The organism is Myroides sp. WP-1, assembly GCF_014145635.1.
Lineage (GTDB): Bacteria > Bacteroidota > Bacteroidia > Flavobacteriales > Flavobacteriaceae > Flavobacterium.
The window spans coordinates 152,489-167,248 of record NZ_JACHTC010000003.1; the positions used below are offsets into that span (position 1 = coordinate 152,489).

Sequence of the window (14,760 nt, forward strand, 5' to 3'; positions counted from 1 at the left end):
TACAAATTTCGTCATTTTTTATCAATAACGGGTATAATTTAAAGGAAAGGCGATCTACAAAACCCAATAAAAGCATCAAATGACTAATTAACTGACATTTGGCAAGATACAAATGCCCCTAATTTTTAAAGATTACCTATATTTGCACTTTATAAATTAATTCATAATTCACAATTATTATGCAACTTTCAGAACAAGAAATCATCAGAAGAGAGAAGCTCGCAAAATTGCAAGAGCTTGGTGTGAATCCTTATCCTGCTAACTTATTTCCAGTAAATCATACATCCAAGCAGATAAAGAACGGTTTTGAAGAAGGTAAGAAGGTAATTGTGGCAGGAAGATTAATGTCTTCACGTATTCAAGGAAAAGCTTCTTTCGCAACGATTCAAGACAGTGAAGGAAAAATTCAATTATACATCAATAGAGACGAACTTTGTCCGGGTGAGAACAAAGATTTATATAACGAAGTTTACAAAAAACTAATCGATTTAGGAGATATTATTGGTATTGAAGGGGAGTTATTCACTACACAAGTAGGAGAAAAAACGGTGCGTGTACAAGGGCTTTCTTTGTTGAGTAAATCACTACGTCCATTACCCTTACCTAAAACAGATGCGGAAGGAAATACCTTTGATGCTTTTACTGATCCAGAATTGCGTTACAGAATGCGTTATGTAGACTTGGTTGTTAATCCGCAACACAAAGAAATTTTCGTTAAGCGTACTAAGTTATTCAACGCTATGCGTCAGTTCTTCAACGAGGCTGGTTATATGGAGGTTGAAACACCTGTATTGCAATCTATCCCAGGTGGTGCTTCTGCACGTCCTTTTATTACACACCACAACGCATTAGATATTCCGTTGTATTTGCGTATCGCAAATGAACTGTATCTAAAACGTTTAATTGTAGGTGGTTTTGACGGAGTTTACGAATTTTCTAAAAACTTCCGCAACGAAGGAATGGATAGAACACATAATCCAGAATTTACGGCGATGGAAATCTATGTCGCTTACAAAGATTACAACTGGATGATGGAGTTTACCGAGCGTTTATTAGAGTTTTGTGCTATTGCTGTTAATGGGACTACAAAAGCGACATTTGGCGAGCACGAAATCGACTTTAAAGCGCCGTATAAACGAATTACTATGGCTGATTCAATCAAAGAATTCACTGGTTTTGACATTACTGGAAAGACAGAAGATGAAATTCGTCAAGCGGCTTTAGGTATGGGAATTCCTGTAGACCAAACGATGGGTAAAGGAAAATTAATTGACGAGATTTTCGGTGAAAAATGTGAAGGAAACTATATCCAACCGACCTATATTACAGATTATCCAAAAGAAATGTCTCCTTTAACCAAAGCACATAGAGACAATCCTGAGTTAACGGAGCGTTTTGAATTGATGGTTTGCGGAAAAGAAATTGCCAATGCTTATTCAGAGTTAAACGACCCTATTGATCAAAGAGAGCGTTTTGAAGCTCAAATGGCTTTAGCGGATCGTGGAGATGACGAGGCAATGTTTATCGATCAAGACTTCTTGCGTGCATTAGAATACGGAATGCCACCTACTTCAGGATTGGGAATTGGAATGGACCGTTTAATCATGTTCTTGACCAATAATCCATCTATTCAAGAAGTATTGTTCTTCCCGCAAATGAGACCAGAAAAAACAGCGCCTACTGTAGAATTATCAGATGAAGAAAAAATCATCATTCAAATTCTAGAGAAAAACGAAAATAAAGTTGAACTAGGTTCGTTAAAAGAGCAAGCAGCTTTGAGTGGCAAAAAATGGGATAAAGCAATGAAAGCACTTTCTTCACATAACTTGACCAAAGTAGTGACGGAAGATGAGATTAAATATGTTGTTTATCAACACTAAAAAAAAGAGGGATGTCATCAAGCATCCCTCTTTTTTTACATTCAAACAAGTACAAAAAAAAAGCACTGCGTGGCAGTGCTTTTTTATTATCCTAAATATGTTTTCAATATTTTACTTCTCGAAGTGTGTTTTAGACGACGAATCGCTTTTTCTTTAATTTGACGAACGCGTTCTCTTGTCAAGTCAAACGTTTCTCCTATTTCTTCAAGCGTCATTGGATGTTGATCACCCAAACCGAAATACAAACGAACAACATCAGCCTCACGTGGTGTTAGCGTTTCTAATGCTCTTTCAATTTCAGTACGCAAAGATTCATGGATTAATTCACGATCTGGATTTGGTGATTCACCAGAACGCAATACGTCGTACAAGTTAGAATCTTCACCTTCCACTAAAGGAGCATCCATAGACAAGTGACGTCCAGAGTTTTTCATACTCTCTTTAACGTCATTTACAGTCATATCCAACTCAACTGCAATTTCCTCTGCAGAAGGTGGACGCTCATTTGACTGCTCTAATAATGCGTACATTTTATTAATTTTATTAATCGAACCAATTTTGTTTAAAGGTAAACGTACAATTCTCGATTGTTCAGCTAAAGCGGATAAAATAGATTGTCTAATCCACCAAACCGCGTAAGAAATAAATTTAAATCCACGAGTTTCATCAAAACGCTGTGCAGCTTTGATCAAACCTAAGTTTCCTTCATTAATTAAATCCGGAAGAGTTAATCCTTGATTTTGGTATTGTTTTGCTACCGAAACCACGAATCTCAAGTTCGCCTTAGTTAACTTTTCTAATGCTCTTTGATCACCGGCCTTAATTCGCTGTGCTAATTCTACCTCTTCATCTGCAGTAATCAAATCTACTTTACCAATTTCTTGCAAATACTTATCTAGTGAAGCAGTTTCACGATTCGTAACTTGCTTGGTAATTTTAAGTTGTCTCATATTATTTTACTCCTTATTTGTCTTTGTTCTTATGGTCTACATTAGTTATACGTATCCTTTATTCGAAAAGTTACAATATTTGAAAAAATATTTTTTTTCACAATTCTAGTTGAAAAATATAAAGCCTTAAAAACGGTGTTTCAAGGCTTTAAACGAATTTTTTATTTTAGGAATAAGTTGGAAGTTTTTTAGTAATAGTTTGTCTTACTCAATTCTTTTTCATCTACTTCCACTTCATCTAAATAGCGTTCCAAACTATCATCAAGTTCTTTCATCCAAACCGTATGATGTTCTTCTGCAGTTACGTTACTCATTACTGATTTATACACTTGATCTCGATATGTAAGGATATCCACTTCTTTAGAATCTAAATAACGCTTGAACATTTCTCCTACTTCATCAATATTAAAAGTTGGATAGTCGGTTAACGTAATTAGATCTTTAATATAAGCGGTTTGGAAATCCACTTGTTCATTACTTGTTGTTGTTTGCTCTTCTCCTTTTAGCCACTTCGCGATATCAGCTTCTCGATCTGCTTTTGAAGGAAGAGGAAGTCTTCCTAACATATAATCTCTAGCAAACCATGCCTGAGCGTCAAACATATTAAACGTATAATACTGATCTTGCATTCCCAAGAAGATTAGACGTTCATTTTCATTAAATACAACTCCTTTATATAAATTATCAGGATACAGGCAGTTCTTCGTTTTTAGACGCAGATTATCTGGCAAGAATGGGAATTTGTGTTGATACCCCGTACACAGTACTACTGCATCAAATTCTTTTGACGTTCCATCTTTAAAAAAAGCTTTATTGTCTTCAAAATGAGTAACAATAGTCTTTTCTTCTACTCCTTTAGGCCATTTCACCCCAATTGGATTGGTTCGATATGAAATGGTTACAGATTTACTACCATGCTTAAAACACTGCACTCCGATATCTTCTGCAGAATAACTACTTCCGATTAACAGGATATCTTTATCGATAAATTGATCCGCACCACGGAAGTCGTGTGCGTGCATTACAGTTCCTGGGAAGTTGTCAATTCCTTTAAAGAACGGCATGTTTGGTGTAGAGAAGTGTCCTGTACCCACAACGAGGTAATCAAAAAATTCTTCAAACGTTTTGTTGGCCACCAAGTCGTCAAAAATAACACGGAATTGCTTTTTGTCTTCCAAGTAGTCTACCCAACGAGCAACGGTATTAAACTTAATGTAGTTTCTTGCATTACTCTGTTTGATTCGTCCCTCGATATAATCGAAAAGAACTTCTCTTGGAGGATAAGAGGAAATAGGTTGTTTGAAGTGGTCCATAAAGGTGTAATCAGCAAACTCCAAACACTCTTTAGGTCCGTTTGACCACAAGTACTTATACATACTTCCGTGTAAGGGTTCTCCGTATTTACCAACACCTGTACGCCAGGTATAGTTCCACATTCCACCCCAATTATCTTGTTTTTCGTAACATTTAATTTCAGGAATTGGATTCCCTTTTTTCTGTTCTGATTCGAAAGCTCTTAACATAGCAAGCCCACTTGGACCTGCTCCAATAATTCCTACTTTAAAATTAGTCATTATATACTACTATTTTTAGGCCCCTAACTTTCTTGCGAAATGGAGCTAATTAATAAACGATATTTTAGATTTCATCAAAGAAAGAATCTTGTACGCAGATTCTTACAGACACTCTTGTTGAGTGATTTGATAGGTCATCACGAAGGAAAACCTAATTATAGGAGAACCTTGAAAGGTTCTTAGTAGACAAAGAGGAGAATCCTCTATCCATTACTGTCTAAATACAAGTGATTTTTATCAATCACTTTATAGCTATTCTAGCAAATATAAGCAATTTTTCAGACATAACCAAACCTACCTATTTTCAACTACTTAAAAATCAAGCGATAATTTCAATTTAAATTTAGTTAGGAATACTTAAAAAAGTATATTTTTACTTCTACAAAACTAAAACACGATGAATCAAACACCGAAACTATCTTTCGCTTTACACAGTGGTTCTTTTTTCAGCGTCTTATTGATTATCGGCTTTTCGATATTGAGTCGTATAGGAAGCGAAGGAATCTATACCTATTCAGTGATAGGAGCATTATATGAGCTACTTTGGCTCCCCTTACTAGCTATCTTGTTTGGGATTCCTATTGTATGGTTTATTTTAGCTCTAAAGAAAAGAGTCGGATGGAGCAAAATAATTCTTCCCCTTATTCTATCTGGTATAACCTTAGTATATCTAATTATTTCTCAATAAAAAAGAGCCGTTAAAAACGGCTCTTCAGTTTATTATAACGTGTAGTTTCCTTGTTTGTCTTTCAACATGGCATACATTTTCTGATAGGTTTGAACCTCTGTTTGCAAGCGTTTCCCTTCTCGAATTAAATAACCTGCCATTACTTCAAGCTCTGTTTGCACTTTGTTACTCGTAAAATCGCTATGCATAGACGTGGTCGAATCAAAGGGTATTGCTGCTAAACGCTCCATAATTACCTCAACAATATCCTCTGTTAGATGAACACCCTTCGCTTGAGCAACTGCACTTGCTTCTGTTACTAATGTACGTATCGTAGCGGTATGATCACGCATTACTACACCAAATGAGCAGTTGTAAAATGTGGTTGCAACTGCAGAAGAAGAAACTAGGATATACTTCTCCCATACTTCTTTGGCAATATCTTGCGTACAAAAAGATGTAATTCCTGCTGCTTGTAATAAGTGATTCACTTGAAGCATTAAAGGCGTTATTCTTTCTGTTCGTCCAAACACAATCTTTTGTCTACCACTTGGATTGTCAATTACCCCTGGTTCTTTCAAACGAGAGACCATGTACGTACATCCTTGCCATACTTCAGCCTCCAACTCTCGATCGAGCTTTTCAAAAGCTTCAACTCCATTCAATAACGGCAAAATAACTGTGTTTTTAGACACGATCTCCTTTAAATCGACTATTACTTCATCTAAGTCATATTCTTTTGTACAGAGTAAGATAAAATTCATTTTACCTAAATCTTGTACGTTCTCTACTACTCGAGCTGGTTTCGCTACGATAACGCGATCTTTAGACTGTACTGTCAGTCCATGTCTTTTTATCTGTTCTCCATGAGCACCTCTTGCTACAAAATGAATATCAACTTGTTCTTCGTCTTCAAAATGATGTGCCAACAATCCGCCATAAAAACCACCTACTCCACCCAGACCAATGACACCTATATTTACTTTACTCATACTGTATTACTTTATTGTGTTTTAAAGATACTCAAAAACCAAAAAAAACTGCCATCACTAAAGGGATAAAACAAAAAAACACCTCAATTGAGGTGTTTTTATATGATAGAACAAATTATTTATTCTCTACTTTTTTTGTTCCTTGAGTACCTTCTGGCTTATTGCCTTCTGGTTTATTTTCTCTTGGAGGACGTGGTAAAAGTGCCTTTTTAGAAACTTTAGGTTTTTTCGTTTTCGGATCGATACCCATGTATTTCACTTCAAACTCATCTCCTAATTTCAATACATCTGCAGGATTTTCAATGCGTTTCCAATCCAATTCAGATACGTGAAGTAATGTTTCTTTTCCAGGTACGAATTCTACTACTGCACCGAAATCTAACATTTTTACAACTTTCACTTTGTAAACTTCTCCTTCAACAGGAGAGAAGATTGTGTTGTTGATTGATTGGATAGCTCTGTCCATTCCTGCTTGACTTGTACCTAAAACTTCGATTACACCTTTGTCATCTACTTCGTTGATAACAATTGTAGTTTCAGTTTCAGCTTGAAGTGCTTGAATGTTTTTACCACCAGGTCCGATAACTGCACCGATGAAATCTTTTGGAATCTCAATCGTAACAATTTTAGGTGCTTTAGGTTTCACAGTAGCATTAGGAGCAGCGATTGTTTCTTCTAATAATCCTAAGATATGTAGACGACCATCTAGTGCTTGTTTTAATGCTTGTTCCATGATATCATATGCTAGTCCATCGATTTTAATATCCATTTGACAAGCTGTTATACCATCTCTTGTTCCTGTAACTTTAAAGTCCATATCTCCTAAGTGATCTTCATCTCCTAAGATATCAGACAATACAGCCCAACGTCCTGTTTTAGAATCTGAGATTAATCCCATTGCGATACCAGAAACGGGTTTCACAATTTGAATACCTGCATCCATTAGCGCTAAAGTACCAGCACAAACTGTTGCCATTGAAGACGAACCGTTTGATTCTAACACTTCAGATACTAAGCGAATAGTATAAGGACAATCAGCAGGAATCATGTTTTTCAACGCGCGTTGTGCCAAGTTTCCGTGTCCAACCTCTCTACGTGAAGTACCTCTTAAAGGTTTTGCTTCACCTGTTGAGAATGGAGGGAAGTTATAGTGTAAATAGAATCTTTCTTCTCCTTGTTCACTTGGTAAATCGATGATATTAGCATCTCTTGAAGTACCTAGTGTTACTGTTGCTAAAGCTTGTGTTTCACCACGTGTAAAGATAGATGATCCGTGTACTGAAGGCAAGTAATCTACTTCACTCCAGATTGGACGAATTTCTGTCGTTTTACGACCATCTAAACGGATGTTTTGATCTAAGATCAAGTTACGCACAGCTTCTTTTTGTGTTTTTTTGAAGTACGTACTGATTAATTCAGCTTTTTCAGCTAAATCTTCTTCAGAGAACAAAGCTTTAACCTCTTCATATACTTCAGCAAATTTCTCTCCACGCTCGCTTTTAGCACTTGCATGTGAAGCGATATCATACAATTTAGCGTATGCAGCATCATGAACGATTTTTTCTACTTCAGCATCGGTTACTTCTGGTTCGTACTCACGGAAAGTAAGACCTAAAGCTGCACGCATTTTCTCTTGTGCTTCGATTTGAACTTTGATAGCGTCATGAGCAAACTTAATTGCATCGATCATTTCTTGTTCTGAGATTTCTCTCATTTCTCCCTCTACCATACAAACAGAGTCTTTAGAAGCACCGATCATCATATCGATATCCGATTGATCTAATTGTTCTTTTGATGGGTTGATGATGAATTGTCCGTCGATACGTCCAACTCTCACCTCAGAGATTGAATTGTAAAAAGGAATATCTGATACAGCTAATGCTGCAGAAGCAGCTAAACCAGCTAATGCATCAGGCATTACGTTTTCGTCATGAGACATCAACTGAATCATAACTTGTGTTTCTGCGTGATAATCGTCTGGGAACAATGGGCGTAAACAACGGTCAACTAGACGCATTGTCAATACTTCTTGATCACTAGGACGAGCTTCGCGTTTAAAAAAGCCTCCTGGAAAACGTCCAGCAGCAGCGAATTTTTCTCTGTAATCTACAGTTAAAGGAAGGAAGTCTACACCAGGGTTTGCTGTTCTCGCAGAAACTGCTGTAGCTAAAAGCATACAGTCTCCCATACGAACAACAACAGAACCATCTGCTTGTTTGGCTAATTTCCCAGTTTCGATTGAGATGCTACGTCCATCTCCTAAATCGATAATTTCTTTGGTTACCTTAGGAATCATAATAATTTAATACTTTAGGGTTTCTGTCTCTCCGAAGAGAGACGTAAAATGTGTTGTGTGTGTTGTGTTGTGTGTTGTGTAGTATATGAAACCCAATGAAAAACCAGATCTAACTCTGCTAAAGGCAAAAAAACAAAAAGAGGCGCGCAGGCACCTCTTTCCTATATTGATTATTTTCTAATACCCAATACTTTAATGATCTCACGATATCTGTTAATCTCAGTTTTCTTTAAGTAGTCAAGAAGTCTTCTTCTTTTACCTACTAAAAGAACTAATGAACGCTCTGTGTTGTAATCTTTACGATTTCTTTTTAAGTGCTCAGTTAAGTGAGAGATTCTGTAAGTGAACAAAGCGATTTGTCCTTCTGCAGATCCTGTGTTTGCAGCTACACCTCCGTGTTGTTGGAAGATCTCAGCCTTTTTTTCTTTTGTTAAATACATGCCAATATTCTTTAATGATTTTTATGTACGAACTCTAGTTTTCTAAAATTCAATTGCAAAGGTACTTTTATTTTTCAAATCATCATCACAGTTCTTTATTTTTTTTCAAAAAAAAAGTAAATCACACGGCATCACTACATTAGCTATAAAGTGAAGCAATCGATTCATTCAGGGTTTCTAAGAAAATCTGATCTTCTTTTGTAAAGGCATTCAACGTATGAGAGTCAATATCAATTTGTCCAATATTCACACCACCAACAAATAAAGGTACAACAATTTCTGATTTAACGGTCATACTACAGGCGATATAATTACTTTGGGCTCTTACGTCTTCTACCAAAAAAGTTTGATTGCTTTCTGCTACTTGCCCACAAATTCCCTTGCCAAATGGAATAACCGTATGATCTGTTGCTTCTCCTGTATAGGGCCCTAGATGTAATAATCGTTTTTCTGCCTCAGCAAAGTAAAAACCCACCCAATTATAATGTGGTATTTTGTTTTCTAAGACATCGCAAATCGCTTGTAATTTTTCTGTCACACTAGCTTCTCCTGCTATAATGTGTTTTGCTTCTTCTAAAAGTGTTGAATATATTGTTTGCATCTTTTATTATTTTATTGACCAAAGATACGCGATCTCCTGTAGGCATTTTTTCTTTTTTCACCCCCCTATTTTAAACAAAAAAACTTCTACTCTATTGAAATCCTGCTTTTTTTCTTATTTTTGTTCCATGCAAAACAAACGACTTGTCAGTATTTGGTTTTTATTGATTTTCCTATTTTCAAACATAGGATGGTCAATGAGCGTGCATTATTGTCAAGGCGAAGCGCATTACAGTCCATTGCGTTATGCTCATACACATCAACAAGATGCTGATACGGGGTGTACCATGGAAACAGAACAGCAAACTCAACAAGAAGAAAAAGCTTGTTGTTCTACGGTCAAAGCGGTTGAAAAACCAATCAAGAAATTTGCTGATAAAAAATGTTGCCAGGACGAGTTGATAAAGTCCAATCCTTCGGATCACAATATTCAGCATGTCTATGCACCTAATTTCGAATTCACTCTTCCGGATTATAGCTGGACAACACTCTCTACTTATGGTATTGACTCTCCCGTTCAAAAACAGGAGGTACTCGCCTATTACATGGAGGCCAATGCTCCTCCTCTCTATCAATTATATTGTCGCTTAGTACTTTACGCGTAATTGTTTGTTACTACATTTTAGTTTGATCTACTCTCAATAGATTGAACAACTATATTTTGTATGAACAATTAGACGTAAACAATGATTAAACACTTCGTAAGCCTTGTTGTATTAACAACAGGTACTTCGCTATATGCACAACAAACGATCACAGGACAAATCGTAGACGAAACACATACCCCTATTATCGGAGCTTCTGTTTTTTATGCCAATCAATCTATTGGCGTAGCCACAGATGCACAAGGAAAATTCACGCTAAATTTTATTGAAAAAGAACCTTTAACGGTTTCTTATATCGGTTATCAAACACAAACCTTCTCTCCTCAAGCAGGGCAATCTTATCACCTTGTTTTACAGCCAGAGGAATCATTAGGTGAAGTGATCATCAAAACAAAACAACGCAATACAACTCGCTCGATCAAGGGAACTACGAATAGTTTTACGATGAATAGTGGTGAGTTACTAAAAGCCGCTTGTTGTAATATTTCAGAAGCTTTTGAAACGAACCCTTCTATTGATGTCAACTATACGGATGCGATAACAGGAACCAAACAGATCAAAATGTTAGGACTTACAAGTCCGTATATTCTAATTGCAGAAGAGAATATTCCGTCAGTACGTGGTGCTTCTCAAATTTACGGAATGACTTTTACGCCTGGCACTTGGGTAGAAAGCATTCAAGTAACCAAGGGAGCTGGAACAGTCATTAATGGATACGAAAGTATTTCTGGGCAGTTAAACACCGAGTTGATAAAACCCGCTACGGATCGACCTTTCTATTTAAATTTATACGGATCGAATGACGAGCGTTTTGAAGCCAATATTCACGGCAATTACCACATCAATGACAAATGGAGTTCTTCTCTTTTTATTCACGGTAACTTGAGAACTGGTGATCACGATAAAAATCACGATGGTTTCTTAGATATGCCTAAAGGTGAACAGATCAACGTAATGAATCGTTGGCAATATACCAATGCAGAAAAAGGGATCGTGAGTTTTATTACGGCACGCTACATGAAAGACAATAAAGTTGCAGGCCAAGTAGATTTTGACAAAAAGAAAGACAAAGGATCAACCGTACTTTGGGGATCTGAAATCAACACCGAAAAACTCGATTTATCCACCAAGTTAGGGTACGTATTTGCAGACATGCCTTTTCAGAGTGCTGGACTTCAAGTGGCGTATAATTACCACAAACAAGATTCATATTTTGGGTTGAACTTGTATGACATCAAACAAAATAGCTTATACTCTAACTTTGTTTTCAATTCTATCATCAGCAATACGCTTCATAAATTTACAACTGGACTTAGTTTTACGTTAGATCAGTATACGGAACAAGTTTTTGTTCCAGGTATTCATGGCGATTTCAATCGAACAGATAATGCGCTGGGTGCATTTTATGAATACACGTATGACAACACAACTGATTTTAGTGTAGTTGCAGGTATGCGTGTTGATTATCATAATCGCATGGGTGTATTCGCTACTCCTCGTTTGCATTTGCGTTATAATCCATGGGAAAATGGTGTTTTACGCGCTTCTGTAGGAAGAGGAAAACGCATAGCGAATGTATTTGCGGAGAATCAAATTTTCTTTGCTACCAATCGCCATTTTCAAATTGAAGGGAACAAGGGTAAGATTTATGATTTAGATCCTGAAATTGCATGGAACTATGGACTGAGCTTTACACAAAACTTCCACTTTATTGGTCGAAAAGGGGATGTAACATTAGATTTCTACCGCACAGATTTTGAAAATCAAATTGTTGTAGACGCGGATTACAACGCTCATCAATTGCTGTTTTACAATTTAGATGGCAAATCCTATGCAAATAGTTTACAGCTGGAAGTGAACTATAACTTAGCTCGAAATTTAAATTTGCGTTCAGCTTATAAGTATTATGACATTGCAACGGATCAAAAGACAGGTAAATTTGAGAAAGCATACCAACCAAAACACCGCTTTTTTGCCAATTTAGAGTATACAACGAATGAAAAAGACAATGGTGCACATTGGAAATTTGACTTCACCTATAATTGGTTAGGTAAACAGCGTATTACTTCAACGGAACAATATGCTGAAGTCAATCAGCTGAAGTCTACTTCAAACCCATATTCACTCATGAATTTTCAGATTACCAAAGTATTTTCTCCGCGATTTGAATTTTACATAGGAGGGGAGAATATTGGAAATTACAAACAACGCAACCCAATTGTTAGTGCACAAAATCCTTTTGATGCGGATTTTGACACTTCTATGGTCTATGCGCCAATTGCTGGTTCTATGTACTATGCGGGATTGCGATTCAAACTTGATTAATTAACTCAAACACTTACAATATGAAAAAAGTAATTTTAACTCTAGGGCTTACCCTATTTACAACTGTAGCCTTATTTGCACAAGAAAAAGAGCAACCAAAACAAATTATTGCGGTAAAAGGACAATGTGAAATGTGTAAAAAACGCATCGAAAAAGCAGCATTGGATGTTAAGGGAGTTCGCTCTGTTGATTGGTCTGTGGCAGATCAACAATTGACGGTATACCTCAACCCTAAAAAAACATCAGGAAAAGAGGTACAAGAAGCAATCGCTAAAGTAGGTCATGATACCGCTTTAATCAAAGCAACAGACGAGGCTTATAACAACTTACACAGCTGTTGTAAGTACGAAAGATAGAAAAACAAAAAAAGCACTAACTAGCGATTAGTGCTTTTTTTTCAAACAACAATATGCTATTCTGTAGCCAAACTCACAAACTACAAAATATCCTTTTTCTTTTTCATAGCATTTCTCCCTATCTTCAGTAAATCATCTTGAATAAGACACTAAAACATTATTTACTTGAAAGATAAAAAGAAACGTAATTCTCTTTATAGCTGTATTTTATTACACAACAAATGTAAGATGCTATGCATGCATAAAACATGATTTTTATCACTTTTTGAAAAAATTACGCAAAAAAGTAAAATTTAATAAAAAAAAGCACTTATGATGACCATAAGTGCTTTTTTTTGCGTCCGCGGAAGGGCTCGAACCCTCAACCCTCAGAGCCGAAATCTGATATTCTATCCAATTGAACTACGCGGACCAACCAAAAAATTTATTTTGTCAATAGTGTTTTTACTATTGTTGATATTGTTTTTCCATCAGCTTTTCCTGCCAATTCTTTCGATGCTTGTCCCATCACTTGTCCCATTGCAGCCATACCTGCATGATTTCCATCAGCGATGATCTTTGCAATAATAACTTCTACTTCTTCATTTGACAATTGTGCTGGTAAAAATTGTTCAATAACAGCTACTTGTGCCAATTCAGGTTCAGCTAAATCAGCTCTTCCTTGTTCTGAGAAGATAGCCGCACTATCCTTGCGTTGTTTGACTAATTTTTGTAAGATTTTTATTTCCTCTTCTTCGCTAATCTCTTCCTTAGAACCTGACTGAGTTTGCGCTAATAACAATTCTGCCTTAACTGCTCTCAATGCCTCTAAAGCGATACTATCTTTCGATTTCATGGCGCTTTTCATCGCATCCATAATATTTACTTGTAAACTCATATCTTTTTTATTTGGTTTTGCAAAGATATAAAAAAGCCGATAAAACAAGACAAATTCACTATTTTTACTTTTTAGTTCTACCTTTTTTCTTTCCTTATTTTAAGTCTAAAAGACCTTTTTATTTCTTCTCTGACTTTTAAAAACAACTTTTCCTTGCTCTTTCGCTTGGTAATCAAAAACTAAAAAACAGTAGTTTTACTTTTATTTAGTCTTCCTAAAACGTTAAAATAGAGTGATAAGCCCCTATATTAAGGAGAAAATTTTATTTTTACCCTCGAAAAATATTCTAGAAAACACGATTTACCCCCTTCTTAATTATGTTATCTTCTATTGAACTAAAATCCATTTATGGTTTTGATGCTGGTACAGCAACTTATTTAACCGAAAATGACACTCTTTTCCAACAACACAAAGATGTTTATCAGTTGCTTTGGCTTCAAAAAGGAAAAGTATCTGTTATTATGTCTACCAATAAAAAAGAACTGACAGAAGGTGATTGTTTATTTTTAGGTAAGAATGAACTATTCCGATTAACGGCAGATGAGAGTTACACACTTGCCTATGTACAATTTACGGACAACTTTTATTGTCGCACAGAAGTAGACCGCCATTTCTTGGATAAATGTGTCTTTTTTGACAACACAAAGGCGATTAATTCTATCACACTAAAACCTGAGCAAGCGGCCTTTGCCCAATACTACTTTGTTTCTTTACTCAAATTAAAGAACAAAACGTATAGCAATCTTAATTATATGACTACACATAATATAATTGAACGCGTTTTACTGTTCATTATGGCTTGTCATATTAATACCTATGTTGAGTTTAACAAAGAAAAACTATCTCCCGCACAATTGTCAAAGGTGATTCAATTTAATGAGTTGATCAAATCTAATATTCGTTCAGAACGCCACGTGCAGTTTTATGCGGATCAAATGAAAATTACGGTACCCAAGCTCAATGAGATCAGTAAAGAAATCTATGGAACCACGCCTAAAAAAATTATTGCCAGTGCGGTTGTCAATGAGATCAAACTCCTATTAAAGCACACCCCCATGACCATTAAAGAGATTGCCTATGAACTCAATTTTGAAGATACGAGTAATTTTACGCGTTTTTTTATAAAAGCAACTGGATTAAGCCCGAAAGAATACAGGGATAATTTATAACCTAACCGCAACAACAAACTCTCTTTTTG

13 protein-coding genes and 1 tRNA gene are annotated in these 14,760 nt (G+C 36.1%); 6 read left to right on the forward strand and 8 right to left on the reverse strand.

Features of this window, described 5'->3' with window-relative positions; all coding sequences use genetic code 11:
- Positions 1-179 precede the first annotated feature (179 nt).
- Positions 180-1,880: a lysine--tRNA ligase gene (gene lysS, locus H4K33_RS04175; protein ID WP_182647225.1), complete on the forward strand. Its 1,701-nt coding sequence runs from the start codon at positions 180-182 to the stop codon at positions 1,878-1,880.
- Positions 1,881-1,966: 86 nt separating this feature from the next.
- Here lysS and H4K33_RS04180 read toward each other — a convergent pair whose 3' ends face one another.
- Positions 1,967-2,830 (reverse strand): RNA polymerase sigma factor RpoD/SigA, encoded by an 864-nt coding sequence (locus H4K33_RS04180; RefSeq protein ID WP_002987652.1) that lies wholly within the window; start codon positions 2,828-2,830, stop codon positions 1,967-1,969.
- A gap of 188 nt (positions 2,831-3,018) precedes the next feature.
- Positions 3,019-4,404, reverse strand: coding sequence for an NAD(P)-binding domain-containing protein (locus H4K33_RS04185; RefSeq protein WP_182647226.1), 1,386 nt, complete (start codon positions 4,402-4,404; stop codon positions 3,019-3,021).
- A 397-nt stretch (positions 4,405-4,801) separates the two neighbouring features.
- On the opposite strand from H4K33_RS04185, the gene H4K33_RS04190 reads away from it, so the two are divergent.
- Positions 4,802-5,092: a hypothetical protein gene (locus H4K33_RS04190; RefSeq protein WP_182647227.1), complete on the forward strand. Its 291-nt coding sequence runs from the start codon at positions 4,802-4,804 to the stop codon at positions 5,090-5,092.
- Positions 5,093-5,124: 32 nt separating this feature from the next.
- Here the strand turns inward: H4K33_RS04190 and H4K33_RS04195 are convergent, their stop codons facing one another.
- From H4K33_RS04195 to H4K33_RS04210, 4 genes are all read right to left on the reverse strand, one after another.
- Positions 5,125-6,063: a ketopantoate reductase family protein gene (locus H4K33_RS04195; RefSeq protein WP_182647228.1), complete on the reverse strand. Its 939-nt coding sequence runs from the start codon at positions 6,061-6,063 to the stop codon at positions 5,125-5,127.
- Between the two features lie 115 nt (positions 6,064-6,178).
- The gene (locus H4K33_RS04200) at positions 6,179-8,359 is read right to left on the reverse strand and encodes a polyribonucleotide nucleotidyltransferase (RefSeq protein ID WP_182647229.1); all 2,181 of its coding nucleotides are present in this window, start codon (positions 8,357-8,359) and stop codon (positions 6,179-6,181) included.
- A 170-nt stretch (positions 8,360-8,529) separates the two neighbouring features.
- A complete protein-coding gene (gene rpsO / locus H4K33_RS04205) occupies positions 8,530-8,799 on the reverse strand; it encodes a 30S ribosomal protein S15 (protein WP_002987657.1) in 270 nt (89 codons plus the stop codon).
- A 139-nt stretch (positions 8,800-8,938) separates the two neighbouring features.
- On the reverse strand, positions 8,939-9,400 hold the full coding sequence (locus tag H4K33_RS04210; RefSeq protein WP_182647230.1) for a GAF domain-containing protein: 462 nt from the start codon (positions 9,398-9,400) through the stop codon (positions 8,939-8,941).
- 196 nt (positions 9,401-9,596) lie between these two features.
- On the opposite strand from H4K33_RS04210, the gene H4K33_RS04215 reads away from it, so the two are divergent.
- The 3 genes from H4K33_RS04215 (at position 9,597) to H4K33_RS04225 (ending at position 12,685) form a co-directional block, all read left to right on the forward strand.
- Positions 9,597-10,004, forward strand: coding sequence for a hypothetical protein (locus H4K33_RS04215; protein WP_182647376.1), 408 nt, complete (start codon positions 9,597-9,599; stop codon positions 10,002-10,004).
- Between the two features lie 81 nt (positions 10,005-10,085).
- Positions 10,086-12,329: a TonB-dependent siderophore receptor gene (locus H4K33_RS04220; protein WP_182647231.1), complete on the forward strand. Its 2,244-nt coding sequence runs from the start codon at positions 10,086-10,088 to the stop codon at positions 12,327-12,329.
- Between the two features lie 20 nt (positions 12,330-12,349).
- Positions 12,350-12,685 carry a heavy-metal-associated domain-containing protein gene (locus tag H4K33_RS04225; protein ID WP_182647232.1) on the forward strand — a complete coding sequence of 112 codons (336 nt, stop codon included), beginning with the start codon at positions 12,350-12,352 and terminating at the stop codon, positions 12,683-12,685.
- 338 nt (positions 12,686-13,023) lie between these two features.
- Here the strand turns inward: H4K33_RS04225 and H4K33_RS04230 are convergent.
- Together H4K33_RS04230 and H4K33_RS04235 are read right to left on the reverse strand one after the other, a co-directional pair.
- Positions 13,024-13,097: transfer RNA gene (locus tag H4K33_RS04230), tRNA-Arg, on the reverse strand.
- Between the two features lie 12 nt (positions 13,098-13,109).
- Entirely contained in the window at positions 13,110-13,562 is a 453-nt protein-coding gene (locus H4K33_RS04235) for a GatB/YqeY domain-containing protein (protein WP_182647233.1), read from the reverse strand.
- A 317-nt stretch (positions 13,563-13,879) separates the two neighbouring features.
- Here H4K33_RS04235 and H4K33_RS04240 point away from each other — a divergent pair, with 317 nt between their 5' ends.
- Positions 13,880-14,731, forward strand: coding sequence for an AraC family transcriptional regulator (locus H4K33_RS04240; RefSeq protein WP_182647234.1), 852 nt, complete (start codon positions 13,880-13,882; stop codon positions 14,729-14,731).
- Positions 14,732-14,760 lie beyond the last annotated feature (29 nt).